Source organism: Stenotrophomonas sp. Pemsol (assembly GCF_003586545.1).
Classification (GTDB): Bacteria; Pseudomonadota; Gammaproteobacteria; order Xanthomonadales; family Xanthomonadaceae; genus Stenotrophomonas; species Stenotrophomonas sepilia.
Window position 1 is genome coordinate 1,534,182 of sequence record NZ_CP025780.1, and the last position, 26,056, is coordinate 1,560,237.

General features: G+C 67.9%; 27 protein-coding genes and 1 pseudogene. 25 read left to right on the forward strand and 3 right to left on the reverse strand.

The features are described 5' to 3' along the window. Nucleotides 1-65: 65 nt before the first annotated feature. The gene (locus PEM_RS07165; protein ID WP_111129016.1) at nucleotides 66-494 is read left to right on the forward strand and encodes a BLUF domain-containing protein; all 429 of its coding nucleotides are present in this window, start codon (nucleotides 66-68) and stop codon (nucleotides 492-494) included. A gap of 15 nt (nucleotides 495-509) precedes the next feature. Here the strand turns inward: PEM_RS07165 and PEM_RS07170 are convergent, their stop codons facing one another. After that, a complete protein-coding gene (locus PEM_RS07170; protein WP_005416314.1) occupies nucleotides 510-830 on the reverse strand; it encodes a metalloregulator ArsR/SmtB family transcription factor in 321 nt (106 codons plus the stop codon). Between the two features lie 80 nt (nucleotides 831-910). Here PEM_RS07170 and PEM_RS07175 point away from each other — a divergent pair. The 3 genes and pseudogenes from PEM_RS07175 to PEM_RS07185 all read left to right on the forward strand — a co-directional run. Beyond that, nucleotides 911-1,354 (forward strand): annotated as a pseudogene (locus PEM_RS07175) (YeeE/YedE thiosulfate transporter family protein); the annotation flags it as partial. Continuing rightward, nucleotides 1,351-1,788, forward strand: coding sequence for a DUF6691 family protein (locus PEM_RS07180; protein ID WP_111129013.1), 438 nt, complete (start codon nucleotides 1,351-1,353; stop codon nucleotides 1,786-1,788). The pseudogene PEM_RS07175 and the gene PEM_RS07180, both read left to right, overlap by 4 nt. Before the next feature lie 43 nt (nucleotides 1,789-1,831). Further along, the gene (locus tag PEM_RS07185; RefSeq protein WP_111129011.1) at nucleotides 1,832-2,884 is read left to right on the forward strand and encodes a linear amide C-N hydrolase; all 1,053 of its coding nucleotides are present in this window, start codon (nucleotides 1,832-1,834) and stop codon (nucleotides 2,882-2,884) included. Here PEM_RS07185 and PEM_RS07190 read toward each other — a convergent pair. Further along, nucleotides 2,881-3,660 carry a DUF6491 family protein gene (locus PEM_RS07190; protein ID WP_005416318.1) on the reverse strand — a complete coding sequence of 260 codons (780 nt, stop codon included), beginning with the start codon at nucleotides 3,658-3,660 and terminating at the stop codon, nucleotides 2,881-2,883. The genes PEM_RS07185 and PEM_RS07190 overlap by 4 nt on opposite strands. 81 nt (nucleotides 3,661-3,741) lie before the next feature. Here PEM_RS07190 and PEM_RS07195 point away from each other — a divergent pair, with 81 nt between their 5' ends. The 6 genes from PEM_RS07195 to thrC all read left to right on the forward strand — a co-directional run bounded on the left by PEM_RS07195 (nucleotide 3,742) and on the right by thrC (nucleotide 10,647). Further along, the gene (locus PEM_RS07195) at nucleotides 3,742-4,437 is read left to right on the forward strand and encodes an AraC family transcriptional regulator (RefSeq protein ID WP_005416319.1); all 696 of its coding nucleotides are present in this window, start codon (nucleotides 3,742-3,744) and stop codon (nucleotides 4,435-4,437) included. Between the two features lie 167 nt (nucleotides 4,438-4,604). Next, nucleotides 4,605-5,555 (forward strand): DMT family transporter, encoded by a 951-nt coding sequence (locus PEM_RS07200; protein WP_005416320.1) that lies wholly within the window; start codon nucleotides 4,605-4,607, stop codon nucleotides 5,553-5,555. A 138-nt stretch (nucleotides 5,556-5,693) separates the two neighbouring features. Then, nucleotides 5,694-5,831 carry a hypothetical protein gene (locus PEM_RS20250; RefSeq protein WP_162911581.1) on the forward strand — a complete coding sequence of 46 codons (138 nt, stop codon included), beginning with the start codon at nucleotides 5,694-5,696 and terminating at the stop codon, nucleotides 5,829-5,831. An 84-nt stretch (nucleotides 5,832-5,915) separates the two neighbouring features. Further along, nucleotides 5,916-8,420, forward strand: a complete 2,505-nt coding sequence (thrA, locus tag PEM_RS07205) for a bifunctional aspartate kinase/homoserine dehydrogenase I (protein ID WP_111129010.1) — start codon at nucleotides 5,916-5,918, stop codon at nucleotides 8,418-8,420. Beyond that, entirely contained in the window at nucleotides 8,417-9,331 is a 915-nt protein-coding gene (locus tag PEM_RS07210) for a homoserine kinase (protein WP_111129008.1), read from the forward strand. The genes thrA and PEM_RS07210 overlap by 4 nt, the downstream gene beginning before the upstream one ends. A gap of 29 nt (nucleotides 9,332-9,360) precedes the next feature. Next, on the forward strand, nucleotides 9,361-10,647 hold the full coding sequence (gene thrC / locus PEM_RS07215) for a threonine synthase (RefSeq protein WP_111129007.1): 1,287 nt from the start codon (nucleotides 9,361-9,363) through the stop codon (nucleotides 10,645-10,647). Nucleotides 10,648-10,704: 57 nt separating this feature from the next. Here thrC and PEM_RS07220 read toward each other — a convergent pair whose 3' ends face one another. Next, nucleotides 10,705-11,457 (reverse strand): helix-turn-helix domain-containing protein, encoded by a 753-nt coding sequence (locus PEM_RS07220; RefSeq protein WP_010482595.1) that lies wholly within the window; start codon nucleotides 11,455-11,457, stop codon nucleotides 10,705-10,707. 127 nt (nucleotides 11,458-11,584) lie between these two features. Here PEM_RS07220 and hisS point away from each other — a divergent pair, with 127 nt between their 5' ends. The 15 genes from hisS to PEM_RS07295 all read left to right on the forward strand — a co-directional run bounded on the left by hisS (nucleotide 11,585) and on the right by PEM_RS07295 (nucleotide 25,750). Next, on the forward strand, nucleotides 11,585-12,979 hold the full coding sequence (hisS, locus tag PEM_RS07225; protein WP_065177574.1) for a histidine--tRNA ligase: 1,395 nt from the start codon (nucleotides 11,585-11,587) through the stop codon (nucleotides 12,977-12,979). A 404-nt stretch (nucleotides 12,980-13,383) separates the two neighbouring features. Beyond that, a complete protein-coding gene (locus tag PEM_RS07230; RefSeq protein WP_005416326.1) occupies nucleotides 13,384-13,692 on the forward strand; it encodes a YerC/YecD family TrpR-related protein in 309 nt (102 codons plus the stop codon). Nucleotides 13,693-13,726: 34 nt separating this feature from the next. Then, nucleotides 13,727-14,638 (forward strand): ATP phosphoribosyltransferase, encoded by a 912-nt coding sequence (hisG, locus tag PEM_RS07235; protein WP_111129005.1) that lies wholly within the window; start codon nucleotides 13,727-13,729, stop codon nucleotides 14,636-14,638. Then, nucleotides 14,635-15,930, forward strand: coding sequence for a histidinol dehydrogenase (hisD, locus tag PEM_RS07240; RefSeq protein WP_111129003.1), 1,296 nt, complete (start codon nucleotides 14,635-14,637; stop codon nucleotides 15,928-15,930). Before hisG ends, hisD begins: the two co-directional genes overlap by 4 nt. Further along, a complete protein-coding gene (gene hisC / locus PEM_RS07245; RefSeq protein WP_111129001.1) occupies nucleotides 15,927-17,021 on the forward strand; it encodes a histidinol-phosphate transaminase in 1,095 nt (364 codons plus the stop codon). The genes hisD and hisC overlap by 4 nt, the downstream gene beginning before the upstream one ends. Next, nucleotides 17,018-18,091 carry a bifunctional histidinol-phosphatase/imidazoleglycerol-phosphate dehydratase HisB gene (hisB, locus tag PEM_RS07250; protein WP_111128999.1) on the forward strand — a complete coding sequence of 358 codons (1,074 nt, stop codon included), beginning with the start codon at nucleotides 17,018-17,020 and terminating at the stop codon, nucleotides 18,089-18,091. Before hisC ends, hisB begins: the two co-directional genes overlap by 4 nt. Then, complete coding sequence (gene hisH, locus PEM_RS07255; RefSeq protein ID WP_111128997.1) at nucleotides 18,088-18,690, forward strand: imidazole glycerol phosphate synthase subunit HisH; 603 nt, start codon at nucleotides 18,088-18,090, stop codon at nucleotides 18,688-18,690. Before hisB ends, hisH begins: the two co-directional genes overlap by 4 nt. Next, nucleotides 18,687-19,421 (forward strand): 1-(5-phosphoribosyl)-5-[(5-phosphoribosylamino)methylideneamino]imidazole-4-carboxamide isomerase, encoded by a 735-nt coding sequence (gene hisA, locus PEM_RS07260; RefSeq protein WP_111128995.1) that lies wholly within the window; start codon nucleotides 18,687-18,689, stop codon nucleotides 19,419-19,421. The genes hisH and hisA overlap by 4 nt, the downstream gene beginning before the upstream one ends. Beyond that, nucleotides 19,415-20,191 carry an imidazole glycerol phosphate synthase subunit HisF gene (gene hisF, locus PEM_RS07265; RefSeq protein ID WP_005409431.1) on the forward strand — a complete coding sequence of 259 codons (777 nt, stop codon included), beginning with the start codon at nucleotides 19,415-19,417 and terminating at the stop codon, nucleotides 20,189-20,191. The genes hisA and hisF overlap by 7 nt, the downstream gene beginning before the upstream one ends. Further along, nucleotides 20,181-20,801 carry a bifunctional phosphoribosyl-AMP cyclohydrolase/phosphoribosyl-ATP diphosphatase HisIE gene (gene hisIE, locus PEM_RS07270; protein ID WP_053499873.1) on the forward strand — a complete coding sequence of 207 codons (621 nt, stop codon included), beginning with the start codon at nucleotides 20,181-20,183 and terminating at the stop codon, nucleotides 20,799-20,801. Before hisF ends, hisIE begins: the two co-directional genes overlap by 11 nt. 148 nt (nucleotides 20,802-20,949) lie before the next feature. Further along, on the forward strand, nucleotides 20,950-22,539 hold the full coding sequence (locus tag PEM_RS07275; protein ID WP_111127655.1) for a calcineurin-like phosphoesterase family protein: 1,590 nt from the start codon (nucleotides 20,950-20,952) through the stop codon (nucleotides 22,537-22,539). Nucleotides 22,540-22,574: 35 nt separating this feature from the next. Beyond that, nucleotides 22,575-22,859: a hypothetical protein gene (locus PEM_RS07280; protein WP_005409434.1), complete on the forward strand. Its 285-nt coding sequence runs from the start codon at nucleotides 22,575-22,577 to the stop codon at nucleotides 22,857-22,859. Between the two features lie 84 nt (nucleotides 22,860-22,943). Beyond that, entirely contained in the window at nucleotides 22,944-23,966 is a 1,023-nt protein-coding gene (locus PEM_RS07285) for a glucokinase (RefSeq protein ID WP_053500447.1), read from the forward strand. A gap of 51 nt (nucleotides 23,967-24,017) precedes the next feature. Next, nucleotides 24,018-25,016, forward strand: coding sequence for a N(4)-(beta-N-acetylglucosaminyl)-L-asparaginase (locus tag PEM_RS07290; RefSeq protein WP_111127657.1), 999 nt, complete (start codon nucleotides 24,018-24,020; stop codon nucleotides 25,014-25,016). Next, nucleotides 25,013-25,750, forward strand: a complete 738-nt coding sequence (locus PEM_RS07295; RefSeq protein ID WP_005416338.1) for a copper homeostasis protein CutC — start codon at nucleotides 25,013-25,015, stop codon at nucleotides 25,748-25,750. The genes PEM_RS07290 and PEM_RS07295 overlap by 4 nt, the downstream gene beginning before the upstream one ends. Nucleotides 25,751-26,056: the final 306 nt, after the last annotated feature.

A 26,056-nucleotide genomic window follows, 5' to 3' on the forward strand; every position in this document is an offset into this window, starting at 1 on the left:
GCGGGCACCGAGACGGACTCGTCCGCAGCTGCTACCGTGGGTGTACATCTTGTCAAGGAAGCGCCATGCCACTGCGTGCCATCGCCTACGTCAGCCAGGCGCTGCCGGATCTTCCCGCTGAACGGCTGCGGGCGCTGGTCGATGATGCAGCCCGTTTCAACAAGATGGCGGGCGTGACCGGTGTGCTGCTGCATGACGGCGGGCGATTCCTGCAGTACATCGAAGGGCCGCCGGATGGTATCGATTCGGTGTACGAACGGATCCTGCAGGCCGGTAGCCATATCGACATCATCGAACTGGCGCGTGGCCGCCTTGGCCAGCGCCAGTTTCCGTACTGGTCGATGCGCGCGTTGCCGGTGGAGGAGGCGCTGCTGCGGCAACTGTCTTCCAGCGACTGGTCAGGTTTCACCCGCGCGTTGCATGGTGACCTGTCGGCGCCGACCCCGGTGGATCTGCTCGATCAGGTCGTGCAACCGGTGCTGCACGCAGGTTGAACCTGCGTGGAAGGTTCAGCGCGCGGCACTTCCGCAGTACGCCGCGTGCAACGCCTGCAATACGCCCAGCGCCGGCCCTTCCACTACCCGGTAGTGGATCGACTGCGCTTCGCGCCGGGTCGAGACGATGCCAAGTCCGCGCAGCACCGCCAGATGCTGGGACAGCGCTGATGCGCTGAGCCCGGTCAGTGCCTGCAGTTCCGGTACTGGCGCCTCGCCTTCGACCAGCCGGCACAGCACGCGCAGCCGTGCAGGATGGGCCAGGCTTTTGAGCAGCGCCGCGGCCTGGGCGGCATGCTCGGCCATCGCGGCACTGTCGAGCTCGATTCGGGCCATGGTTGACCTTTCGCTTTAGAAGACGCTAATTTAGAAAACGCTAATTCAAAAGGCAAGCGAATGAACGGGACAACTGGAGGCAGGTCATGACCGTGCCGTGGGCCGCCGTCGCGGGGGGCGCGTTGATCGGTGCGGCGGCGGTGGTCTTGCTGGCAACCACGGGCCGGGTAGCCGGCATCAGCGGCATCTCCGCTGGCAGCGTGCGCGCAACGCCCGGCGATCGAGGTTGGCGCTGGGCATTCCTGCTCGGCCTGCTTGCCGCTGCAGGGGGTGTGCTGTGCTGGCAGGCCGTGCCAGATCAAGCGCCCCGCGACCTGTTGCGTGACGCCTTGCCGGCGTGGCAGCTGGTTGGCGCCGGCCTGCTGGTCGGATTCGGTACGCGGTTGGGCAACGGTTGCACCAGTGGTCATGGAGTATGCGGCATGGCCCGCGGTTCAATGCGGTCGCTGCTGGCGGTGCTGGTATTCATGGCCTGCGCAATGCTGACTACATTCCTGATCCGTCATGGCGGGGGCTTCGCATGAGCCGCACGACGGTGGCCGCCGGCGCGGCAGGGGCGCTGTTCGGCGCGGGCCTGGCGCTGGCCGGCATGATCGATCCGCGCCGCATCCTCGGTTTCCTCGACATCGCCGGCGATTTCGATCCCACCTTGGCCTGGGTGCTGGCCTCGGCACTGCTGGTCAGCGCGGTCGGCCAGCGCTGGGTGCTGCGGCGCCCGCGGCCGTCATGCGCAACGCGCTTCCAACTGCCCGCTGCGCGCGGTGTCGATGTACGCCTGGTGCTGGGCGCGGCATTGTTCGGAATGGGTTGGGGTTGGGCAGGCTATTGCCCGGGCCCTGCCATCGCCGGGCTGGCGGTGGGATCGCGCGAAGCGCTTTGGTTCGTGCCGGCCATGCTTGCAGGTTTCTGGCTGCACGATCGCCTGGTTCGCCGGGGCTTCACCGCTGTGTCACCCTGAATCGGGTCATATCCACGGATCACGGGGAAAGGAGCGCAACGACATGGCACGGATTAAGTGGAAGGAAAGGGCACTGCTGGCGGTCGCGCTGGCCGCCGCAGTGGCACCCGCGCTGGCCTGCACGCGCGCGGTCTACCTGGGCGACAACGGTGATGTGATCACCGCGCGCTCGATGGACTGGAAGGTCGATGTGGCGACCAACCTCTACGTGCTGCCGCGCGGCATCGCGCGCACTGGCCAGGCCGGGCCGAAGTCGCTGGCCTGGACGGCGCGCTACGGCTCGGTGGTGGCCACCGGTTATGACGTATCGACCACCGATGGCATGAACGAGAAGGGCCTGGTGGCCAACCTGCTGTGGCTGGTCGAATCGGAGTATCCGAAGCAGCGCGGCAACAAGCCGGGCCTGGCCATCTCACTATGGGCGCAGTATGTGCTGGACAACTTCGCCACCGTCGACGAGGCGGTCGCGGCGCTGCAGCGCGAGCCGTACTCGATCGTCACCGACAAGGTGCCGGGCGAAGACCGCCAGGCCACGCTGCACCTGTCGCTGTCAGATGCCAGTGGCGACAGTGCCATCGTCGAATACATCGGCGGTCGCCAGGTGATCCACCATGACCGGCGCTACCAGGTGATGACCAATTCACCGATCTTCGAGCAGCAGCTGGCACTCAACAGCTACTGGCAGCAGATCGGCGGCACGGTGATGCTGCCGGGTACCAACCGCTCAGCCGACCGTTTCGCGCGCGCCTCGTTCTACATCAACGCCATTCCCAAGTCCGAAGACCCGGTGGTGGCGCTGGCCAGCGTGTTCAGCGTGATCCGCAATACGTCGGTGCCCTACGGCATTACCACGCCGGGCGAGCCGAACATCTCCTCCACGCGCTGGCGTACCGTGGCCGACCACAAGCGGCGCTTGTACTTCTTCGAATCGGCATTGACCCCGAACACGTTCTGGGTCGACCTCAACAAGGTGGATTTCGGCGGCAAGGTGCTCAAGCTCGATCTCGGTCCGGACCAGCGCAATACCTTTTCCGGCGACGCGCTGGGCCACTTCGTGCCCAGCGCACCGTTCGCGTTCCTCGGCGTCGACGGTTAGTTCGACGCCTGGCTGGAAGCCGGATAGACCGCCTGGATCGTGCAGCCGCCGCGGGTGTACTGCGGCAGCGGCGCCAGCGCGTCGTTGCGCAGGTCACCATTCTCGAATCCGGCGGTGAGGATGCGATCGCCCGGATTGCCACAGATCAGGCCGTTCTGCATGCCGGAGTGGAAGCTCAGCTGTGGCGCACGGTCGAGCTGGCGGCAGTGGCTGCCAAGCTCCACGCGATAGTAGCGGTGACCCCCATTGCGATGCGGATTGGTCTCCACCAGCATGCCCTGCGGGTCGGACGACCACGCGCGCACGTTGCGCGTGGCAAAGCAGTACGACGGCGAACCACCGAAACTGCGGCGGATGTCCCTGCGCTCGCGGATGGTCAGGGCGGGCAGGGTGGCCATGCGCAGGCGGTCGCTGTCGCGGGCCACGCTGGCGTAGTCGCGATCCTGCACGGGGGTCACCGCGCTGATCGCGCAGCTGCGGCCATCGACCACCACGCGCTCGCTGGGGCGACCGCAGGCCCAGCCGGCGGGTGCTTCAAGTTTCAGCGTGGTGGCACCGCGGACGCCGGGGCACTCTTCGCTGAAGTCGATCCGATATGCCTGGCCCGAGGCGGCTCGCAGAGCGATTGAACGCGATGAAGCCTGCTCCACTTCCTGGACGCCGACCGCGTCCATGCAGTGCGGGGCCGGTGGCGTACGTTCCTGCGCGGAGGCCGAGGCGGTGAGCGCCAGGCCGAGGCTGGTGGCAAGCACCAGGGACAGCTGCTGATGGGTCATGACCTGCACTCCCTGCGTTGGATGACGGATCGACTATAGCAGCGGTTTGCACGGCCGTTGTTACACGCGCACACTGCCCGGATGGGCGCCATCTTCCATCTGCGGCACTACGGGCAGGCCACCGGCCTGGACCGCCATGACTACGCGCAGTGGGTGCTGCCGCTGCAGGGGGAACTGCAGTTCGAGATGGAAGGGCGCGGCGGCCGGCTGGACCTGCTGCAGGGGGCATTTGTCGCCGCCGGCGAAGCACATGACCAGATGGCGGACGGCCCCAATGGTTTCGTGATCGTTGATTGTCCTCCAGGCGTGCTGGATGACGGCACGCAGGAGCATCTGTGCCGCCAGCGCTGGCTGCATCTGCCGCTGGCGTTGCGGCAGCGCCTGGCCGCCGTGCAGGCAGGGCAGCCGATGCCGGCGTTGCTGCCGCAGTTGCTGCAGGTATTTGCACCGGCGGGCAGTGGCGCGCGCATGCAGGGCCTGTGCGCGGCGGTGCAGGCCGATCCCGGCCGGGCCTGGCCGGTTTCCCGGATGGCCGGAGTTGTCGGTGTCAGCGAGAGCCGGTTGCACACATTGTTCCAGCGCGAGTTCGGGCTGAGCCCGCAGGCCTGGCTCAGCGCGTGCCGCTTGCGTTGGGCCAAGCATCAGCTGCGCACCACCGCCGCGCCGATCAGCGATATCGCACTGGCCGCAGGCTATTCCGAACAGAGTGCACTGACCCGTGCGCTGCGCCGCGAATGTGGCCAGACCCCCGCTGCGTGGCGCAGGGGTGCCGGCTGATCTGTAGAGCCGAGCCCATGCTCGGCTGCCCTTATCTGCACAACGGTGAATCGCAGCCGAGCATTGGCTCGGCTCTACAGAGGTGACAAGGCAGCAGCCTGGGTCAAGAGCGCCCAGCGGCCAGCGCTTACACTGCGCGGCCCGTTCCATCCGCCCGGACAACCCGAATGCGCAACAACCCGATGGCCGTGGGCATCGCCAATGGCGTGGCCGCTGGCGCACTGTGGGGCGTGGTCTTTCTCGCGCCTGCCGTGCTTCAGTCGTTCAATGCGTTGCAACTGTCCGCCGGCCGCTACCTGGTCTATGGCCTGATGGCAGTCGCCCTGCTGCTGCCGCGATGGAAGCGGCTGGCACCGCGGCTGGGCCGTGCCGAATGGATCGGCCTGCTGTGGCTGAGCCTGGCAGGCAACCTGGTGTATTTCCTGCTGCTGGCGACCGCCGTGCAGTGGGCCGGTGGCGCTGCGGCATCGCTGATCGTTGGCCTGATTCCGGTGGTGGTCACCCTCGTTGGCGTGCGCGAGCAGGGCGCTGTACCACTGAAACAGCTGCTACCAGCACTGGGGCTGTGCGTGCTGGGGGTCGCCCTGGTGGGTTGGGAAGCGCTGATGTCCGAGCACCTGGCCACCCCGTGGCGGCAGCGCCTGATCGGGCTGCTGTGCGCGTTCGGTGCGCTGTTCTCGTGGGCGCTGTATTCGATCGGCAACAGCCGCTGGCTGGCGCGCAGGCCTGACCTGTCCAGCCATGACTGGTCGCTGCTGACCGGCGTCACCACCGGCGGCCTGGCCCTGCTGCTGGTGCCGATGGCCTTCATCGGGCACACCGGCAGCCATACGGCGGCGCAATGGAGCGGGTTCTGGGCGATCAGCGCCGGCGTGGCAGTGGTGGCCTCGATCCTCGGCAACGCATTCTGGAACCGTGCCAGCCGCCTGCTGCCACTGACCCTGACTGGCCAGATGATCGTGTTCGAGACCCTGTTCGCGCTGCTGTACGCCTTTGCATGGCAGCAGCGCTGGCCCTCGCTTCTGGAAGCGCTGGCAATCGTGTTCCTGGTGGCTGGCGTGATGCTGTGCGCGCATGCGCATCGCACACCACGGGCGATCGCCGAACATGCCGGCTGAATGCAGTCGTCAAGCGTGCTGATGCCGGCTTTGTCTCAGTTGCAACCAAATGTCGGCACGTTGGCCGATGATCGCTGCATCGGTTTTTTGCATCGCAGCACTTGACAGCGGCAGGGCGCACGGTGTTTTCTGTGCGCCATGGTCCTTGATGCCGCCCACGCCAGCCTGATCGCCCCCGCCATTGCGGGCCGTTCGACTGCGCCGGTCGCGACCATCACCACCATTACCACCACCACCGTCACCACTGCCCTGGTGCGGCCCGTCGTCTTCGTGTAACTCCCGAAAACCACGGCCCCGCACCCTACAGGTGGCGGGGAAACTCGACACCTGCATGCGACGGGGCCTCCTACCGAGGTCTGCATGTCTTCCCACGCCCCCGCCCATTCCGTTGCCCCGGCCGATCTGGCTGCACCGTCCACTGTCGTGCACAAGTTCGGCGGCACCTCGGTGGCCGATGCCGAACGCTATCGCCATGTGGGCGGCCTGCTGCTGGCCCGTCCCGAATCGTTGCAGGTCACCGTCGTCTCGGCGATGAAGGGCGTCACCGACGCGCTGATCGAACTGGCCCAGCTGGCGGCCAAGGGCGATCAAGGCTGGCGTGAGGCCTGGCATGCCCTGCGCGCACGCCATCGCGGCGCTGCCGTGGCGCTGCTGGGCGAGCAGGTGGGCGAGACGGTTGAATGGATCGACGCCCGCTTCGATCAGTTGGCCGAAGTGCTGGCCGCGCTGGCGGTGATCGGCGAGCTGCCGCGCGAGGTGCTGGACCGTGTGCAGGGCTTGGGCGAAGTGTTTTCCGCACAGCTGCTCGGCACGCATCTGCGCGCGCTGGGCGAAGACTGCGCGGTACTCGACGCGCGCGATGTGCTGGTGGTCGGGCATGGCGAACTCGGCGTGGATGTCGACTGGGAAGCCAGTGCCGACCGCCTGGCCAAGTGGCGCCTGCAGCATCCGCAGTCGCGCCTGGTTGCCACCGGATTCGTCGCACGCGATCGCGATGACCGCATCACCACCCTCGGCCGCAACGGCAGCGACTATTCCGGTGCGATCTTTGCCGCGCTGTTCAACGCTGACGAGCTGCACATCTGGACCGATGTCGATGGCGTGCTGTCGGCGGACCCACGGCTGGTGCCCGAGGCGGTGCAGCTGGAAGCGCTGAGCTACGACGAGGCCTGCGAACTGGCGTACTTCGGCGCCAAGGTGGTGCACCCGCAGACGATGTCGCCGGCGATCCGCCTCGGCCTGCCGATCTTCATCCGCAATACGTTCCAGCCGGCGCATCCGGGTACGCGGATCAGCGCCGAGCGCTCGCCGCGCGGGCCGGTGAAGGGCCTGACCCTGAGTCCCGGGCTGGCCCTGTTGAACCTGGAAGGCACCGGCCTGATCGGCGTGCCGGGTACCGCCGAGCGCGTGTTTGCCGCGCTGCGCCAGGCGCAGGTGTCGGTGGTGATGATCTCGCAGGGTTCCTCGGAACATTCAATCTGCTGCGTGGCGCGTGCTGCCGAAGCCGGCCGTGGCCGTGATGCACTGCTGCACGCATTTGCGCACGAGTTGTCAGCGGGACAGGTGCAGCGCGTACAGGTCAGTGAGGGCGTCAGCGTACTGGCCGCGGTCGGTGACGGCATGGCCGGGCAGCCAGGTGTGGCGGCGCGCTTGTTCGAGGCACTGGGGCGTGCGCAGGTGAACATCCTGGCGATTGCGCAGGGCTCGTCCGAGCGCAACATCTCGGTCGCCGTGGATAGTGCCGATGCCACCCGTGCGTTGCGCGCGGCGCATGCAGGCTTCTGGCTGTCGCCGCAGACCTTCGCGGTCGGTGTGATCGGGCCCGGCAACGTTGGCGCCGCACTGCTGGACCAGTTGCTGGCCGCGCGCCCGCAGCTGCTGGCCAAGGCCAATGTGGATCTTCGCCTGCGTGCGCTGGCCTCGCGTTCGCGCATGCGCCTGGAAGTGGACGGCCTGCATGCGGACTGGCGTGAGGCCCTGCGGGACGCGGGTGAATCCAGCGACCTTGATCGTTTCACCGAGCACCTGCTGGCTGCGCACCTGCCGCATGCGGTGGTGATTGACTGCAGTGGCAGTGCCGAGGTGGCCGAGCGCTACGAGGGCTGGCTGGCGGCGGGCATCCATGTGGTCACCCCGAACAAACAGGCGGGTGCCGGGCCGTTGCCGCGCTACCAGCGCATCCGCGCCGCCGCAGCGGCCAGTGGTGCGCGCTTCCGCTACGAGGCCACGGTGGGCGCGGGCCTGCCGGTGATCACCACGCTGCGCGATCTGGTCGATACCGGTGACGAGGTGCTGGCCATTGAGGGCATCTTCTCCGGCACGCTGGCCTGGCTGTTCAACCGCTTCGATGGCAGCCAGCCGTTCTCGCAGCTGGTCGCGCAGGCGCGGTCGATGGGATATACCGAGCCGGATCCGCGCGATGATCTGTCCGGTGTGGACGTGGCACGCAAGCTGGTAATCCTTGCACGCGAGGCCGGCCACGCGCTCAGCCTGGAACAGGTACAGGTGGAAAGCCTGGTGCCGGCACTGCTGCGCGACGGCAGCGTGGATGACTTCATGGCACGGCTGGGCGAGTCCGACGCCAGCCTGCTGCAGCGCCTGCAGGATGCACGGGCGCGTGGCGCGGTGCTGCGCTACGTGGCACGGCTGGGCACCGACGGCGCCTCGGTGGGCCTGCAGGAACTGCCGGCCGACCATGCCTTCGCCAACCTGCGACTGACCGACAACGTGGTGCAGTTCCGTACCCGCCGCTACTGCGACAACCCGCTGGTGGTGCAGGGACCGGGCGCTGGACCGGAAGTGACGGCGGCGGGCGTGTTCGCCGACCTGCTGCGGGTAGCCGCTGGCGAGGGAGCACGCCTGTGATCGCACGTGCATTTGCGCCCGCTTCGGTGGCCAATGTGGCGGTGGGCTTCGACATTCTGGGGCATGCCATTGCAGGCGTTGGCGATACGGTGAGCGTGCGGCGTATCGATGAGCCGGTGGTGCGCATCGAGGCGATCCGTGGCAGTGCGGTCGAACTGCCGCTGGAGGCGGCCGGAAACACGGCAGGTGCGGCGTTGATGTCGCTGCGCGCAGGGCTGGGCCTGCACTTCGGCTTCGCGGTGGAGATCGACAAGGGCATTCCATTCGGCTCCGGCATGGGGGGCTCGGCAGCCTCGTGCGTCGCTGCGCTGGTTGCTGCCAATGCATTGCTGGATGCGCCGCTCTCGCGCGATGCGCTGTACCCGTTTGCCCTGGATGGCGAGGCCGTGGCCAGTGGGGGCCGCCATGGTGACAACGTGGGGCCGCTGCTGCTCGGCGGGCTGGCGTTGTGCACGGCCGACCGCCTGCTGCCGATCCCTGTGCCAGCCAGTTGGCACAGCCTGCTGGTGCACCCGCACGCGGTGCTGGAAACCCGTCTGGCACGCCAGGCGCTGCAAGGCAGCTATGCGCTGGGTGAATTCGTGGCGCAGAGTGCGAATCTTGCGCTGGTGCTCAGCGGCTGCCATCGCAGCGACGCGGCGCTGGTCCGCGCTGGCCTGCGCGATGTGCTGGTGGAGCCGCGACGGGCGGGACTGATCGGCGGCTTCGAGGCGGCTCGTGATGCGGCGTTGTCAGCCCGAGCAATGGGCGCGGGCATCTCCGGTGCCGGCCCAAGCGTGTTCGCCTGGTTCGAAGATGCCGACCAGGCCCACGCTGCCGCGGCGCCGGTGCAGGGGGCATTCGCTGCTGCCGGCTTCGACAGCGATGCCTGGGTATCGCCGCTGGATGCGCCCGGAGCCCGGCTGTGCTGAATCCTTCTCCCTCTTTGGATACTGAACCCATGCAATTCGTTTCGACCCGCGGCCGGTCCCCGGCCGTTGGCCTCAGTGCGGCCATCGCTGCAGGCTTGGCGCCCGATGGTGGCCTGTACGTGCCCCAGGTACTGCCGGCGCCACGTGAGCTGGAAGCCGGTGCGACCCTGGCCGATACCGCTGCAGACCTGCTGGCACCGTTCTTCGCCGGAGATGCGCTGGAGGCCGGATTACCGTCGATCTGCCGCGAGGCGTTCGACTTCCCGGTGCCGCTGCGTGCGCTCGGCGACGGTGACCACGTGCTGGAACTGTTCCATGGGCCGACGGCGGCGTTCAAGGACATTGGTGCGCGTTTCCTGGCCGGTACGCTGTCGCGGCTGCAGGCCGGCAAGGACCGTGACCTGACCATCGTCGTCGCCACCTCCGGCGATACCGGCGCGGCCGTTGCCGCGGCCTTCCATCGCCAGCCAGGCGTACGCGTGGTGGTGCTGTATCCGGATGGTCGCGTGTCACCGCGCCAGGCGCACCAGCTCGGCTGCTTTGGTGACAACATCCTGGCGCTGCGCGTGGCCGGTGCCTTCGATGACTGCCAGGCCATGGTCAAGCAGGCGCTGGCCGACCGCGAACTGCAGGCACAGGTGCCGCTGAGCTCGGCCAACAGCATCAGCCTCGGTCGCCTGCTGCCGCAGATGAGTTACTACGCACATGCGGCACTGAGCCACTACGCGTTGCATCGTCGCCGGCTCAACCTGGTGGTGCCGACCGGCAACCTTGGCAACGCGATGGCCGCGGTGCTGGCGCGCGCACTGGGAGTGCCGATCGGGCAGATCGTGCTGGCCACCAATGCCAATGCCGTGCTGCCCGCGTACTTCAGTGGCGGCGACTACCAGCCGCAGGCCAGTGTGGCCACCGTGGCCAATGCAATGGACGTGGGTGCGCCAAGCAACTTCGAACGCCTGCGCTGGCTTTACCGCGGAGATGATGCGGAGCTGCGCGCTGCACTGCGTGCGTTCGCGGTGGATGATGTGACCATCCGCGCGACGATTGCGGCGGCCCATGCCAGCAGTGGCGAGCTGTTCTGCCCGCATACGGCTACGGCGGTGAAGGTGCTGCAGGACCTGCGCGCACGTGGTGCCAAGGGCGACTGGGCGGTGGTGGCCACCGCACATCCGGCCAAGTTCGAGGCCGTTGTCGAGCCGTTGATCGGCGAACCTTTGGCCGTGCCGCCGGCATTGGATGCGTTGTTGCAACGGGCGGCGCACGCCGAACCGTTGGCCGCCGATTACTCGGCGTTGCGCGAGGTGTTGTTGCGTTGATCGGAGATGGATGTGGTTGCCGGCCGCTGGCCGGCAATCCCATCAACCGCAGTGCGGTCAGATCAACCCTTCACCGGCCAGTGTGCGCAGCCCGTCCTCGTCGAGGATCTCCACTACGTTCAGGTGGGGCAGGGCAATCAGCCCTTGCTGGCGCAGCTTGGTGAAGGTGCGGCTGACCGTTTCCATGGTCAGACCCAGATGGTCGGCGATGTCGCCTCGGCCCATCGGCAGCGACACGCGCAGGCCGTCGCCGCCCAGCTTGGCCTCGCGCGCGGCCAGGCGCAGCAGGAAATCGGCCAGCTTCTCGGCCGGCTGCAGGCGTGCCAGCGCCAGTGCAGCGTCCTGCGCGGCATCCAGTTCCTGGCAGGCACGCTGCAGCAGCTTGCGCTCCAGGTGCGGGAAGCGGCTGCGGAGCGCCTTCATCTGTGGCAGCGCGACGCGGCAGACACGGCTGTCGGCGATGGCTTCGATGTCGTAGCGGTGATGGTCGCTGCCGCTCAGGCCCAGGTAGTCGCCGGGCAGCACGAAGCCGTTGATCTGGCGGCGGCCGTCGGCCAGGGTGCGTACCAGGCGCAGTGCGCCGGCAGTCAATGTATAGACATGGTCGCGTTCTTCACCCGTGCGGGCCAGCGTGCTGCCCATGCTGACCTGCTGCGAAACGGTGACCTGTTCCAGCGCCTGCACTTCATCGGGCGACAGCGCCGAGCACACCGCAAGGTGGCGAACCGAGCAGTGCAGGCAGTCCAGCGTGGTGCAGGACGGCGAGGCGGGATCGTTGGTGGCGGGCGGAGCGCCGGAAGGCCGTGACATGTTGCGGGGGCGTATCGCGGGCGGGGGAGGGCCTTATGATACTTCAAGCGGCCGTTCGACCCTGCCCGAGGCGGGGGCGCTAGAATGTCGCCCCCTCCCACGTCCCGTTCCAGCAGGAGTTCCGCCCGTGATCAAGCCCCGTACCCCGCCCGGCACCCTTGAACTGCTGCCGCGCGAGCAGATTGCGTTCCAGCGCATGCTGGACGTGATCCGCCGCAACTACGAGCGCTTCGGGTTCCTGCCGGTGGAGACGCCGGTGTTCGAGCTGTCCGACGTGCTGCTGACCAAGTCCGGCGGCGAGACCGAGCGCCAGGTGTACTTCGTGCAATCCACCGGTGCGCTGGCCAATGCGGCCGAATCGGGCGACCGTTCGCTGCCGGAGATGGCGCTGCGCTTCGACCTGACCGTGCCGCTGGCACGCTACGTGGCCGAGCACGAACACGAACTCACCTTCCCGTTCCGTCGCTACCAGATGCAGCGCGTGTACCGCGGCGAGCGTGCCCAGCGCGGCCGTTTCCGCGAGTTCTACCAGTGCGACATCGACGTGATCGGCAAGGACAGCCTGAGCGTTCGCTATGATGCCGAAGTTCTGGCGGTCATCCACGCCGTGTTCTCGGAACTGCGCATCGGTGACTTCAGCATCCAGCTGAACAACCGCAAGCTCATGCGCGGCTTCTTCGAGAGCCTGGGCGTGGCCGAAGGCGAGCGCCAGCTGGCGGTGCTGCGCGAAGTGGACAAGCTGGACAAGCGCGGCGCCGATTACGTGCGCGAGACGCTGGTGGGCGAGGGCTTCAACATCCCGGGCGAGCAGGTCGAGAAGATCCTGGCATTCGTGGCCGTGCGTTCGCAGGGCCATGCCGATGCGCTGGCGCAGCTGGCAACGCTTGAAGCCGACGCCGGTTCTTCGGAGATCCTGCGTACCGGCGTGGCCGAACTGCGCGAAGTACTGCAGCTGGTGCAGGCGCTGGGCGTGCCGGAAACCGCGTACTGCCTGAACTTCTCCATTGCGCGCGGCCTGGACTACTACACCGGCACCGTCTACGAAACCACGCTGACCGACCACCCGCAGATCGGCTCGATCTGCTCGGGCGGCCGCTACGAAGACCTGGCCAGCCACTACAGCAAGTCCAAGTTGCCGGGCGTGGGCATCTCCATCGGCCTGTCGCGCCTGTTCTGGCAGCTGCGCGAGGCCGGCCTGATCGATGGCATCGAGGCCAGCAGCGTGCAGGCGCTGGTGGCGCTGATGGACGAGCAGGGCATGCCGCAGTCGCTGGACATCGCGCGCCGCCTGCGCGCCGGTGGCATCAATACCGAAGTGCAGATGGAGCCGAAGAAGATCGGCAAGCAGTTCCAGTACGCGGCCAAGGCGGGCATCCGCTTCGTGGTGCTGGCCGGTGAAGACGAGCTGGCGCGCGGCGTGGTGGCGGTGAAGGACCTGCTGCGCGAGCAGCAGTTCGAAGTGTCGCGCGATGAGCTGGCCAGCACCCTGCAGGTCGAGCTGGAGCAGTCGAAGGTGATGTAACGGCCGGTTGGCCGCACGCCGACACGCCACGAAACGCCCACCACCCGGTGGGCGTTTTCGTTTCCGGGCCGCGTTCCGGGGTCAGAGCCGTTTTCCTTCAGAAAACGGATCCGACCCCTTGCTGTTCCAACAGCTCGCAGGAAACTGTCGACGGCGGGGTGGGTCCGGAGGCAGGGGTGTCCGCGGCATGGATGCCGCGGCCAAGCCCCCATGGACGGGTTTACGGCGTCCCCTGCCACCGGACCCACCCCGCCAACCCTCAGCCATCCAGCATTTGACGTCGCTTCGGCATCTAGCGGGTGCAGGGCGCAGCCCTGCCCACAAATCCCCCCAGATTTGACGCACTGCGCAAGAGTGCGCTAATGTACTAACGCGCTATTACATTGATGCATGGAAACGACCCCGTGAAAGCCCGCCCCGAAATTGCCGCCAAAGACCCTAAGGCCGACCTTGAAGCCTTGGCCCGGGCCTTTGCCGCCCTGCGCGAGCCGGAACAGGTCGAGGCCTTCCTGCGCGATCTGTGCACACCGGCCGAGCTGGAAGCCATGGCCGACCGCTGGAAGGTGGTGCCGCTGCTGCAGCAGGGCGTGCCGTATCGCGAGATCCACGAGCGCACCGGGGTCAGCGTGACCACCACCGGACGGGTGGCGCGAACGCTCGAGCATGGCCATCGAGGCTATGCCGCCGCCATCGACCGCCTTGCTTCGCGCTGATCCGCGCCCCGTTCCGAACTTCGAGACCTCCCCCATGAGTGCAACCCAGGCAGCGCCGGCACGAGACCGGCTGCGTATCGCCATCCAGAAGAGTGGCCGGCTGGCCGAGCCCGCCCGCAACCTGCTCAGTGCCTGTGGCCTGAGCTGGCGCGAGAGCCGCGACAAGCTGTTCTGCTACGGCGAATCGCTGCCGGTGGACCTGCTGCTGGTGCGTGACGACGACATCCCGGGCCTGATCGCCGACGGCGTCTGCGACCTCGGCATCGTCGGCCGCAACGAGCTGGACGAACAGGCCGCGGCACGCCGCCAGGTCGGCCTGCCGGACGCCTATCAGGCGCTGCGCGGGCTGGGCTTCGGCCAGTGCCGGCTGATGCTGGCGGTGCCGGAGGAATGGCAGTGGCAGGGTCCGGCGCAACTGGCCGGCACCCGCATCGCCACCAGCTACCCGGCCATCCTCACGCAGTGGCTGGCCGAGCAGGGGGTGGACGCACAGGTGGTCGAGCTGTCCGGTTCGGTGGAAATCGCCCCGCGCCTGGGCACCGCCGACCTGATCTGCGATCTGGTGTCCAGCGGCGCCACCCTGCGCGCCAATCAGCTGACCCCGGTGCACAACCTGCTCGACAGCGAGGCGGTGCTGGCCGGTGCAGTACGGGTGCCCGATGATGCACGTGCATCGCTGCGCGCGATGCTGCTGCGCCGCCTCGATGGCGTGGTGCAGCGCCAGGACCGCAAGCTGCTGATGTTCCGCGCCAGCGAGGATCGCGTCGACGCGCTGGCGCAGTTGCTGGCCGATGCCGAGCCGCTGGTGCGGTTGCCGGCCGATGGCGGTTCGCTGCGCCTGCAGACCATGTGCCCCGGCCCGCTGAGCTGGCAGCGCATGGAAGAACTCGAGCGCGCGGGTGCGCAGGGCCTCATGGTACTGAGCGTGGAGCGGTCGCTGGCATGAACCGTCTGATCTGGTCCCAACTTGATGAGGCCGCGCGCAGCGCGGCATTGACCCGCCCGGTGCAGACCGTGGCGCAGCAGACCCGCGACGCGGTGGCGACGCTGATCGCACAGGTGCGCGCGCAGGGCGACGACGCGCTGCGTGCGATCACCGCACGCTTCGATGGTGTCGAACTGTCGTCCTTTGAAGTGAGCGAAGCCGAGTTCGCGGCGGCCGAAGCCGCTGTCCCCGCCGAACTGCGCCAGGCGATGGTGGACGCCGCCGAGCGCATCGCGCGCTTCCACGCCGCCGGCATGGGTAAAGGCTATGCAGTTGAAACCGCGCCGGGCGTGGTCTGCGAACGCATGCTGCGCCCGATCGGCCGGGTGGGCCTGTACGTACCTGCTGGCAGCGCGCCATTGCCGTCCACCGCGTTGATGCTGGGCGTTCCGGCGCAGTTGGCCGGTTGCCCGCAGGTGGTGCTGTGCACGCCGCCGCGCGCCGACGGCAGCGCCGATCCGGCAGTGCTGGTAGCCGCGCGCCTGACCGGCGTGCAGCGCGTGTTCAAGTTGGGCGGCGCGCAGGCGATCGCCGCGATGGCCTATGGCACCGCCAGCGTTCCGGCCTGCGACAAGCTGTTCGGGCCCGGCAACAGCTTCGTCACCGAAGCCAAGCAGCAGGTCGCGCAGGATGGCGCCGCCGCCATCGATATGCCGGCCGGTCCCTCCGAAGTGCTGGTGATTGCCGATGCTGGCGCCAATCCGGCGTTCGTCGCCGCCGACCTGCTGTCGCAGGCCGAGCACGGCCCGGATTCGCAGGTGCTGCTGTTGACCGACGATGCCGCGATGCTGGCCGCGGTCGAGGCGGAGGTCGAGCGCCAGGTGGCCCTGCTGCCGCGCCAGCAGATTGCGCGGCAGGCGCTGTCAGCGTCGCGCCTGATCCAGGTTGATTCGTTGGACGAGGCCTTCGCGATCAGCAACCGCTATGCGCCCGAACACCTGATCCTGGCGCTGCGTGAACCGCGCGATTGGCTGGACAAGGTGCAGGCGGCCGGCTCGGTGTTCCTCGGCGACTACACCCCCGAAGCACTGGGTGACTACTGCAGCGGCACCAACCACGTACTGCCCACCGCCGGTGCCGCACGTGCTTACAGCGGCGTGAGCGTTGCCAGCTTCCAGAACCTGATCAGCGTGCAGAGCGCCAGTGCCGCCGGCCTGGCCGCGATCGGCGGCTGCGCGCGCATCATCGCCAGCGCCGAAGGCCTGGATGCCCACGAGCGTGCGGTTGCATTGCGCATGGAGGCCGCCGCATGAGCGCCGCCATTGATGACGTGCTGGCACTGGTGCGCCCGGATCTGCAGGCCTTCGCCGGCTACAGCTCGGCGCGCAGTGCGGTGGTGCAGGGCGAGGTCTGGTTGAATGCCAACGAGTCGGCCTGGGCCAATCCGGCCGATGCGGCTGGCAGCAGCCGGCGCTATCCGGAGCCGCAACCGTTGGCGTTGCGCGAAGGCTTGGCGGCGCTGTACGGCGTGACGCCGCAGCAGCTGCTGGTCGGCCGCGGCAGCGACGAGGCCATTGATCTGCTGGTACGCGCGCTGTGCGTGCCGGGTCGCGATGGCGTGCTGGTCACGCCGCCGGTGTTCGGCATGTACGCCGTCTGCGCACGCCTGCAGGGCGCCGCATTGATTGAAGTGCCGCTGGTGGACAGCGAAGATGGCCTGCGTGCCGATCTGGATGCGGTGATCGACGCGGCCAAGGCGCAAGGTGCCAAGCTGGTGTTCCTGTGCGCCCCGTCGAACCCGGCCGGCAGTGACATCGCCCTGGACGAAGTCGAGCGGGTGGTGGTGGCGCTGCGCGGGCAAGCACTGGTGGTGGTGGATGAGGCCTATGTCGAGTACGCGCAGCGTCCGTCGGCGACCACGCTGCTGGCCGCGAACCCGAATCTGGCGGTGCTGCGCACGCTGTCGAAGGCGCACGCTCTTGCCGCCGCCCGCGTTGGCACCCTGATCGCCGCCCCGGAGCTGATTGCCGTGCTGCGCCGCTGCCAGGCGCCGTACCCGGTGCCGACGCCATGCGCGGAACTGGCGGTGCAGGCGCTGCAACCCGCCGCGCTGACCATCACCGCCGAGCGGGTAGCCACGGTGATTGCCGAGCGCGAACGCCTGCGCGAAGCGCTGCCGGGCCTGCCCGGCGTGCGTCGCGTCTACCGCTCATCCGGCAATTACCTGCTGGTCCGCTTCGCCGATGCCCAGGCCGCGTTCGATACGCTGCTGGCTGCGGGCGTGGTGGTGCGTGACCAGCGCGCCGCGCCGCAGTTGGGTGATGCACTGCGCATCAGTATCGGCAGTCCCGAAGAGAACGACCGCGTGCTTGCGGCCCTGTCGGCGCGGAGGGCCGCAGCATGACCCCGATCCTGTTCATCGACCGCGACGGTACCCTCATCGAGGAGCCGTCCGACTTCCAGATCGACGCCTACGAGAAGCTGCGCTTCGTGCCGCAGGTGATCCCGGCGCTGCTGAAGCTGCGTGATGCCGGCTACCAGTTCGTGATCGTCACCAACCAGGATGGCCTGGGCAGCGACAGCTACCCTCGCGCCAGCTTCGATGGCCCTAACGACCTGATGCTGCAGATCTTCGAGAGCCAGGGCATCACCTTCCGTGACGTGCTGATCGACTGCAGTTGGCCGCAGGACAACGCGCCCACGCGCAAGCCGGGCATCGGCCTGATGACCGCCTACCTGCAGGACCGCAGCATCGACTGGGCGCGTTCGGGCATGGTGGGGGACCGTATCACCGACCTGCAGTTCGCCGACAACCTCAACATCCGTGGCTTCCAGCTGCGCACCGAACAGTTCGGTGGCGAGTGGAACTGGCCGGGCATCGCCCATGCGCTGGCCGACGCGCCGCGTACTGCCGTGGTCCAGCGCATCACCAAGGAGACGAAGATCCGCGTTGAACTCGATCTGGACCGTGCCGGTGATGCGCGCATCGCCACCGGACTGCCCTTCTTCGACCACATGCTGGAACAGATCGGCAAGCACGGCGGGTTCGCGCTGGACATCCAGGCCGAGGGCGACCTGCACATCGACGAGCACCACACCATCGAGGACACCGGGCTGGCGCTGGGTCAGGCCCTGCGCGAGGCACTGGGCGACAAGCGCGGCATCGGCCGCTACGGCTTCACCCTGCCGATGGACGAGACCCTGGCCAGCGCTGCGCTGGACTTCAGCGGCCGCCCGTACTTCGTGTTCGAGGGCGAGTTCAAGCGCGAGCGGGTGGGCGACATGCCGACCGAGCTGGTGCCGCACTTCTTCCGTTCGCTGTGCGATGCCAGTGGCCTGAACCTCAACCTGCAGGTACGCGGCGACAACGATCACCACAAGGTGGAGGCCTGCTTCAAGGCGCTGGCGCGCGCACTGCGCCCGGCGCTGGCCCGGCAGGGCACGGCACTGCCGAGCACCAAGGGGGCATTGTGAGCGACGTCGCGCTGATCGATGCCGGAGGTGCCAACCTGGGCTCGGTGCGCTACGCACTGGAGCGCCTGGGCGCGACGGTGCGGCTGGTGCGCGATGCGGACGAACTGGTGGGTGCGCAGCGGGTGATCCTGCCCGGTGTCGGCGCCGCCGGTCCCGGCATGCAGCGTCTGCGCGCGCAGGGCCTGGTGGAACCGCTGCAGCGATTGCAGGTGCCGCTGATGGGCATCTGCCTTGGCATGCAGTTGCTGTTCGAACGCTCCGAGGAAGCGGGCGTAGAAACACTGGGACTGATTCCGGGCGTGGTGCGCAAGCTGGTGCCGGCCTGTGGCATCCGGGTGCCGCACATGGGCTGGAACCGGCTGCTGCCGCTACGGGAGTCGCTGCTGTTGCAGGGTGTGCCGGAGCGCGCCAGCGCCTATTTCGTGCACAGCTATGCGGCGCCGCTGAATGCCCACACCGTCGCGGCGTGCGACCACGGTGGGCTGTTCACCGCCGTGGTGGAGCAGGGGCGCTACTACGGCGCTCAGTTCCATCCCGAGCGCTCCGGCGAGACCGGCTCGCTGATGCTGCGCAACTTCCTTGAGGGCACTGCTGCATGAGTTTCATCGTCTACCCCGCGCTGGATATCCGCGATGACCGCGTGGTGCGGCTGCGCCAGGGCGACTACGCGCAGGAAACCTCCTACGGCGACGATCCGCTGCCGCGCGCGCAGGCCTTCGCCGCACAGGGCGCGCAGTGGATGCATCTGGTCGACCTGGATGCTGCACGCGCAGGTGGCTATACGCTGGCACCGCTTCTGGCGGCGATCCGCGCGCAGACGCCGCTGCAGGTGCAGACCGGTGGTGGCGTGCGTGGCCGCGACGATGTGGCGCGCATGCTTGATGCTGGCGCCGGCCGCGTGGTGGTCGGTTCGCTGGCGGTGCGTCGTCCCGATGAAGTGGTCGGCTGGCTGGAGGAATTTGGCGCCGAGCGCATCACGATTGCGCTGGACGCGCGCCAGGACGCACAGGGGCAGTGGCAGCTGCCGGTGCACGGCTGGACCGAGAACGCCGGGGTGACCCTGGATGACCTGGCCCAGCGCTATGCGCGCGCCGGCATGCGCCACCTCTTGTGCACCGACATCGCCCGCGACGGCATGCTGGCCGGGCCCAATATCGGCCTCTACCAGCACCTGTCGGCCTTGCTGCCGGGGGTGGCGGTGCAGGCGTCCGGCGGCATCCGTGACGTGGCCGATGTGGCCGAGGCGCGTGCCGCTGGCTGCGGTGGTGCGATTCTCGGCAAGGCACTGCTGGAGCAGCGCATGGACCTGGCGGAGGCGTTGGTATGTTGAGCCGCCGCATCATTCCCTGCCTTGACGTGCGCGATGGCCGCGTGGTGAAGGGCGTGCGCTTCCGCGATCACGTCGACATGGGCGACATCGCTGAGTTGGCGCAGCGCTATCGCGACCAAGGGGCGGACGAGCTGGTGTTCTATGACATCGGCGCCAGCCCCGAGGCGCGTTCGGTGGACGTGGCGTGGATCGAGCGCATCGCGCGCCTGATCGACATTCCGTTCTGCGTGGCCGGTGGCATCGACAGCGTGGAAACCGCGCGTCGCGTGTTGTTCGCCGGTGCCGACAAGGTGTCGATCAACTCCCCCGCGCTGGGCCGCCCGGAACTGATCACTGAACTGGCCGACGAGTTCGGCGTGCAATGCGTGGTGGTCGGTGTCGATTCGGTGCGCGAAGCGGATGGCCAATGGCGGGTGCGCCGCTTCAGCGGAGACCCGGACAAGACCCAGGCGGTGCCGCTGCGTACCCTGGACTGGATCGTCGAAGCTCAACGGCGTGGCGCTGGCGAGATCGTGCTGAACTGCATGGACAGCGACGGTGTGCGCCGTGGCTACGATGTCGTGCAGCTGCAGCAGGCGCGGGCCCTGTGCCAGGTGCCGCTGATCGCCTCCGGTGGCGCCGGTGCGATGGAACACTTCGCCGAAGCCTTTGACCAGGCCGACGTCGATGGTGCGCTGGCGGCGAGCGTGTTCCACAGCGGCGCCATCGCCATTCCGGAATTGAAGCGCTACCTGCGCGGACAGCAGATCGAGGTGCGGGATGTCTATTGAAGTCAGGCCTTCGTTGGACGCATTGCAGGCACTGGACTGGGGCAAGGGTGACGGCCTGCTGCCGGCCGTGGTGCAGGATGCCGATACCCTGCAGGTGCTGATGCTGGGCTATGTCAGCGCCGAATCGCTGGCCGCCACGCTGGCCATCGGCCACATGACCTTCTTCAGCCGCAGCAAGCAGCGGTTGTGGACCAAGGGCGAGCAGTCCGGCAACGTCCTGGCGGTGCAGTCGATCAGCGTCGACTGCGATGCCGACACGCTGCTGGTGATGGCACGCCCGGCGGGGCCAACCTGCCACACGGGTGCGGAGAGCTGTTTCGACCAGGCGCCGAAGGACTTCCTGGGCGGGCTGGACCAGTTGGTCGCGATGCGTGAGGCGCAGCGCCCGCCGGGCAGCTATACGACCAGCCTGTTCGAGGGCGGCATCCGCCGCATCGCACAGAAGGTGGGTGAGGAGGGGGTGGAGACCGCTCTGGCTGCGGTTGCGCAGGATGACGAGGCGCTGCTCGGTGAGGCTTCGGACCTGCTGTACCACCTGCTGGTACTGCTGCGCGCGCGCGGTCTGTCGCTGGACGATGCGCGGGCGGTGCTGGAAAAACGCCATCGTTGAAGCGTGGTAGTGCCGGCCGCTGGCCGGCAACCTCCTGATCGTCGGACATCCAAGGGTTGCCGGCCAGCGGCCGGCACTACCCGCCGGCAATGCAGCCGAGCGTGGCTCGGCTCTACAATACCGCGTCTCTTTCTGCCGGATGCCTCCCATGAAACTGCCTGCCGCCTGGCTGTGCTGCCTGTTGCTGACCTCGCCGGCCTGGGCTGCGGACACCGTGGTCACCGGCAAGGTCTATCTGGAGCGTGACGGCAAGCCGGGCCGCGGTGCGACCGATCCGGGCCTGGCCGGGGTGCAGGTCTCCAACGGCGAGACGATCGTCAAGACCGCCGCCGATGGCAGCTACAGCCTTCCGGTGCGTGACGGCCAGACCGTGTTCGTGATCAAGCCCGATGCGTATTCGTTCCCGAAGGCGACAGACGGCCTGCCTTCGTTCTGGCGCCACTTCCGCCCGAACGGCTCGCCGGCGCTGAAGTACGGCGGCATCGCCGCCACCAGCGATGTCACCCGCAACTGGGATTTCGCGCTGCAGTCGGATCGCCATGACAGCCGTCGCGGCTTCCAGATGCTGGTCTTCACCGACTCCCAGACCGCCAGCCTGAAGGACATCGGCTACTACCAGCAGTCGATCGTGTCGCCGCTGGTCGGCCAGACCAAGGCGCGCATGGGCACCACCCTGGGTGACATCGTCAACGACGATCTGACCCTGTATCCGGCAATCAACAAGGTCACCACGTCGCTGGGCGTGCCGTGGTTCCATGTGCCGGGCAATCACGACCTCGATTTCGATGCAGCCAGCGACGAGCATTCGCTGGACAGCTGGCGCAACATCTACGGCCCGGACACCTACGCGGTGGAAGAGGGCGGTGCCAGTTTCGTGTTCCTCGACGACGTGGTGTATGACCCCAACGCAAGGCCGAAGTATGTCGGTGGCCTGCGCGAAGGCCAGTTCGCTTTCCTTGCCAGCTACCTGAAAGGCCTGCACAAGGACCGCCTGCTGGTGCTGGGCATGCACATCCCGCTGTTCGACGCCGCGCCGGGGCGCGAGACCTTCCGTCGTGCTGACCGCCAGCGCCTGTTCGATCTGCTGAAGGACTTCCGCAACGTGCTGGTGCTCAGCGGGCACAGCCACACCCAGCAGCACGTCTACCACGGCAAGACCGACGGCTGGAACGGTGACAAGCCGCTGCACGAATACAACGTCGGTGCCAACTGCGGCGCATTCTGGTCCGGGGTGAAGGATGCCGCCGGCGTGCCGGACAGCGCCATGAGTGATGGCACGCCGAAGGGCTACGCGTTGCTGGACGTCGCCGGCAATGGCAGCTACAAACTGCAGTACCGCGTGGCCGGCAAGCCGGCCAGCGAGCAGATCGGCCTGCATGCACCGAAGGTGCTGCGCCAGGGGGCCTATCCGGCGTGGGGTGTCTACGCCAACGTCTACATGGGCGAGGACGCCAGCGTGGTCGAGTACCGCGTCGATGGCGGTGCCTGGCAGCCGATGAAGCAGGTCAGTCAGCCCGATCCGCGCCTGATGGTGGAGAACGTGGCTGACGATCTGGCTGACAGCCTGCGCGGCTACGACCGTTCGCCGGAGGCCACCGCGTCGCCGCACCTGTGGCGTGGCGCGCTGCCGACCGACCTGGCAGTGGGCAGTCACAAGGTCGAAGTACGCTCTACCCAGCCTGATGGTGCAGTATTCACCGCCACCACCCGCTACAGCCTGCAGACGGCACAGCCCTGATCCCCCGCATCTCCGCTCCAGCGAAAGGACCCCGCATGGATATCCGCTTCATGGCCGGCACCACGCCAGTCACCCTCAGCCGCCACTGGTTCACCGGCGCGATGCTGCTGCAGAGCGCCACCGAGAAGGTCTGGGTGCAGCATCCGCTGCATCCAGGCACCCACTTCTCGTTCTCGCTGGTACAGTCGTGGCTGCGCCACATCGCCGGCCATGAGGTGCTGGTCGAGCGCACCCGGCCGCTGTTGTTCGCCGGCTTCCGCCCGCAGCGCCTGCGCGTGCTGGTGGATGGTGTGCAGGTGGCCGAACAGGAAGGCATGTAGTCCAACCTGAACCGCCGGCGCGCTAGGCAAAGCCGCCCCGATGCCTGAGAATCGGGGCGATTCAATCGATCCAAGCAGGCCAGCGTGACCATCGCAGCAGCGTCCCCGGTTTCCACCGACTCCGCCCGCGGCGGTCTTCCGCGCAGTCTCGTTGTCGCCGATGTCGGCGGCACCTTCGCCCGTTTGGCGCTGGCTGAAACGCAACCCGGCCAGGCACCACTGCTGGGCAGCCATCGCACCTATGCCTGCGCCGAGCATCCGAGCCTGTCAGCGATCCTTGCTGATTTCACCGCAGGCCTCGGCCAGCCGGTAGAGGCCGCCGTGGTCGCCATCGCCGGCCTGCTCGATGGCGATGTGCTGATCAATTCCAACCTGCCATGGACGGTCTCGCTGTCGGCCACGCGGGTGCAGTCCGGGCTGCATGAGCTGCAGCTGATCAATGATTTTGAAGCGGTGGCGTTGGCCATTCCTTACCTGCAGCCTGACACCCTGGTGCCGCTCAATGGCGATGCTGACCCGGCGCAGGCGTTCCCGGCGCTGGTGCTGGGCGCCGGTACCGGCCTGGGTGCAGCATTGCGCTTTGCCGACGGCGAGCGTCCGGTGCTGGCCAGCGAGATAGGCCATGCCGCGCTCGGCGCCGGCAACGCGCTGGAACTGCAGGTGCTGGGCAAGCTGCTGCAGCGCTGGACGCACGTGGACAACGAGCGCGTGCTGTCCGGCAGTGGCCTGATGAACCTGTATCCGTGCCTGTGCGAACTGCGCGGTGTCACCCCGGTGTGGGGCAGCACCGAGGCACTGATCGGCGCCGCGCGCAGCGGCGAGGATGCGCTGGCCGTGGAAACGCTGCAGGTGTTCTGTGCCTGGCTGGGCAGCCTGGCCGGCGACGCAGCGATCGCGGTGGGTGCGCGTTCGGTGTACCTGGCCGGGGGCATTTCCGCGCATGTGCAGGATTTCCTGGCCGATGGCCGCTTCCGTGAGCGCTTCCTCAACAAGGGCGTGCTGACCGAGGTACTGCGCCAGGTGCCGGTATGGCGCGTGGAGCATGGCCAGCTGGGCGTTCTCGGCGCAGCGGTCTGGTACGCCGCACGGCAGCCCACGCAAGACTGATCGGCGTGGCCGGCATCGGGCCGGCCGTGCATTGCAGACTGGGAGGGGAAGATGGTGGATCGCAGGCAGTTCCTGCAGGCCGGCGCACTGGCTGCAGGCATGGTGGCCTTGCCGGGCGTGCAGGCGCGCACGCAGGGTGGGGCCAAGGTGGTTTCGACCTGGGACTTCGGCGTGCCGGCCAACCAGGCCGCATGGGAGGTGCTGGCGCAGGGTGGCAGCGCACTGGATGCAGTTGAAGCCGGTGCACGCTGGGCCGAGAGCGAGCTGTGCAACCCCACCGTCGGCCATTGCGGTAACCCGGATCGCGACGGCGTGCTGAGCCTGGACGCGAGCATCATGGATGGTGATGGCCGTTGTGGCGCAGTGGCCGCGCTGGTGGACATCCTGCATCCGGTGTCGGTGGCCCGCAAAGTGATGGAAAACAGCCCGCACGTGCTGCTGGTGGGCGAGGGCGCGCAGCAGTTCGCGGTGCAGCAGGGTTTTGAACGCAGGCACCTGCTGACGCCGCAGGCCGAAGCGGCCTGGCGCGAGTGGCTGAAGACCGAGAAGTACCAGCCGCAGATCAATGCCGAGCGTCGTAGTATTCCTGGCAACAGCGACAACCACGACACCATCGGCATGCTGGCGCTGGATGCCCGCGGTAACCTGGCCGGCGCCTGCACCACCAGCGGCATGGCCTGGAAGCTGCACGGCCGGGTCGGCGACAGCCCGATCATCGGTGCCGGCCTGTATGTCGACAACGAAGTGGGCGCGGCCACTGCCTCGGGCGTGGGCGAGGAGATGATCCGCAATGCGGCCTCGTTCCTGGTGGTCGAGCTGATGCGCCAGGGCCGCTCGCCGGTGCAGGCCTGCCGTGAAGCGATCGATCGCGTGGTGCGCAAGCGCCCCGAAGCGAGCAAGACGCTGCAGGTGTGCTTCCTGGCCATGAACAAGCAGGGCGAGGTGGGCGCTTACGCGCTGCATCGCGGCTTCGTCTACGCGGTGTGCGATGCACAGCGCCAGGATGACCTGCGTGATTCGCCGTCGATCTACACGAGCACCCAGGCGTGAGCACACGGCTGACCCTGGAGATCGCCAGCAACTCGCTGGCCTCGGCGCTGGCCGCCCAGGCCGGCGGCGCCGATCGCATCGAACTGTTCGACAACCTGGCCGAGGGCGGCACCACGCCGTCGTTCGCCAGCATCGCGATCGCCCGCGAACGCCTGTCCATTCCGCTGTTCGTACTGGTGCGCCCGCGCCCGGGCGACTTCCACTACGACGCACTGGAAACCGAACTGATGCTGCGTGACATCGCGCAGTGCCGCGCGCTCGGCTGCGATGGCGTGGTGATCGGTGCGCTGGATGTGCAGGGCGGGATCGATCTGGCGCTGTGCCGTGAACTGGTGCAAGCCGCCGGGCCGCTGCAGGTGACCTTCCATCGCGCCTTCGATGCTGCCCGCGATCTGCCTGCGGCACTTGAGCAGGTGGTTGAGCTGGGTTGCCAGCGCGTGCTGACCTCGGGCGGCCAGGTCAGCGCCGAGGCCGGCGCGGATGTGCTGGCGGGTCTGGTCACCCAGGCGGCCGGACGTATCACGGTGATGGCCGGCGCCGGGCTGGGACCGGCCAACATCGCGGCCGTTGCGCGACGGAGCGGCTGCACCGAACTGCACGCCTCGGCCAAGGGCCTGCGGCGCTCGGCCATGCAGTTCCAGAACCCGGCGCTGCGCGGCCTGGACCCGGACTGGAGCCAGACCGCCACCGCCACCGTGGCCGCACTGCGGCAGGCGCTGGACGGCGCAAGGTAACCCGCTTCTCCTGTAGAGCCGAGCCAACGCTCGGCTGCGCTTTGCGGCAAACGACGTCAGCCGAGCACGGGCTCGGCTCTACAGTCGCACGCGACGACGCGGACAAAACCGTTCCGCGCGCGGTTGTCGCGATCGTGTCATTGAAGTGTGCGCTGTTCTCTCAGCGATGTTGCGCAACCCTTTGATTGTTCTGGATACCGGCAGCCGATAGCGGCATTCCGCCAGCGGTTGCTGCATCGCCGCATGCCCGGCGCGGTTCAGCTGTGCTTTAGTTTGGATCGATCCACAGGGGAGGGGCTGGGACGG

What these genes read in the sequence shown, in the direction of transcription:
- PEM_RS07275 (WP_111127655.1), top strand. Translation starts at nt 20,950, where the DNA reads ATGAAACTGCCTGCCGCCTGGCTGTGCTGCCTGTTGCTGACCTCGCCG.
- PEM_RS20250 (WP_162911581.1), top strand. Translation starts at nt 5,694, where the DNA reads ATGGTCCTTGATGCCGCCCACGCCAGCCTGATCGCCCCCGCCATTGCG.
- hisD (WP_111129003.1), top strand. Translation starts at nt 14,635, where the DNA reads ATGAACCGTCTGATCTGGTCCCAACTTGATGAGGCCGCGCGCAGCGCG.
- PEM_RS07220 (WP_010482595.1), bottom strand. Translation starts at nt 11,457, where the DNA reads ATGTCACGGCCTTCCGGCGCTCCGCCCGCCACCAACGATCCCGCCTCG.
- PEM_RS07185 (WP_111129011.1), top strand. Translation starts at nt 1,832, where the DNA reads ATGGCACGGATTAAGTGGAAGGAAAGGGCACTGCTGGCGGTCGCGCTG.
- thrA (WP_111129010.1), top strand. Translation starts at nt 5,916, where the DNA reads ATGTCTTCCCACGCCCCCGCCCATTCCGTTGCCCCGGCCGATCTGGCT.
- PEM_RS07200 (WP_005416320.1), top strand. Translation starts at nt 4,605, where the DNA reads ATGCGCAACAACCCGATGGCCGTGGGCATCGCCAATGGCGTGGCCGCT.
- PEM_RS07290 (WP_111127657.1), top strand. Translation starts at nt 24,018, where the DNA reads ATGGTGGATCGCAGGCAGTTCCTGCAGGCCGGCGCACTGGCTGCAGGC.
- PEM_RS07280 (WP_005409434.1), top strand. Translation starts at nt 22,575, where the DNA reads ATGGATATCCGCTTCATGGCCGGCACCACGCCAGTCACCCTCAGCCGC.
- hisG (WP_111129005.1), top strand. Translation starts at nt 13,727, where the DNA reads ATGAGTGCAACCCAGGCAGCGCCGGCACGAGACCGGCTGCGTATCGCC.
- PEM_RS07165 (WP_111129016.1), top strand. Translation starts at nt 66, where the DNA reads ATGCCACTGCGTGCCATCGCCTACGTCAGCCAGGCGCTGCCGGATCTT.
- PEM_RS07180 (WP_111129013.1), top strand. Translation starts at nt 1,351, where the DNA reads ATGAGCCGCACGACGGTGGCCGCCGGCGCGGCAGGGGCGCTGTTCGGC.
- thrC (WP_111129007.1), top strand. Translation starts at nt 9,361, where the DNA reads ATGCAATTCGTTTCGACCCGCGGCCGGTCCCCGGCCGTTGGCCTCAGT.
- PEM_RS07170 (WP_005416314.1), bottom strand. Translation starts at nt 830, where the DNA reads ATGGCCCGAATCGAGCTCGACAGTGCCGCGATGGCCGAGCATGCCGCC.
- hisF (WP_005409431.1), top strand. Translation starts at nt 19,415, where the DNA reads ATGTTGAGCCGCCGCATCATTCCCTGCCTTGACGTGCGCGATGGCCGC.
- hisIE (WP_053499873.1), top strand. Translation starts at nt 20,181, where the DNA reads ATGTCTATTGAAGTCAGGCCTTCGTTGGACGCATTGCAGGCACTGGAC.
- PEM_RS07195 (WP_005416319.1), top strand. Translation starts at nt 3,742, where the DNA reads ATGGGCGCCATCTTCCATCTGCGGCACTACGGGCAGGCCACCGGCCTG.
- hisB (WP_111128999.1), top strand. Translation starts at nt 17,018, where the DNA reads ATGACCCCGATCCTGTTCATCGACCGCGACGGTACCCTCATCGAGGAG.
- hisA (WP_111128995.1), top strand. Translation starts at nt 18,687, where the DNA reads ATGAGTTTCATCGTCTACCCCGCGCTGGATATCCGCGATGACCGCGTG.
- PEM_RS07190 (WP_005416318.1), bottom strand. Translation starts at nt 3,660, where the DNA reads ATGACCCATCAGCAGCTGTCCCTGGTGCTTGCCACCAGCCTCGGCCTG.
- hisC (WP_111129001.1), top strand. Translation starts at nt 15,927, where the DNA reads ATGAGCGCCGCCATTGATGACGTGCTGGCACTGGTGCGCCCGGATCTG.